The following is a 248-nucleotide window of genomic DNA, read 5'->3' on the forward strand; positions in this document are numbered from 1 at the left end:
GGTTTATACCGTTACTGGTGTGGCGTTCACGAATAAAAAAACCAAACAGCTTGCTGACCGTGTACTCGTACCCAGTCATTTTTTTAAAGCGGTTTATATTCCCGCAACCAATCAAGCAGGGGTGTACTATGCGCCAAATGATGAATCAGAGCGTATAGAGATTATAAGTATTGACCAATTAACTGCCAAAACAGGCATCGATGTCCTACCAGTGCTCGATTCTCAAACCAAAGCAGAGGCGTTTGATC

Annotated in this window: 1 protein-coding gene; it reads left to right on the forward strand. The window is 43.1% G+C overall.

Features of this window, described 5'->3' with window-relative positions; all coding sequences use genetic code 11:
- The coding region (locus AAEY88_RS14900) for a DNA/RNA non-specific endonuclease (RefSeq protein WP_350563641.1) at positions 1–248 on the forward strand (248 nt) is incomplete at both ends.

Origin of the sequence: Psychrobacter sp. CAL346-MNA-CIBAN-0220 (assembly GCF_040309805.1) — a bacterium.
Taxonomy (GTDB): domain Bacteria; phylum Pseudomonadota; class Gammaproteobacteria; order Pseudomonadales; family Moraxellaceae; genus Psychrobacter.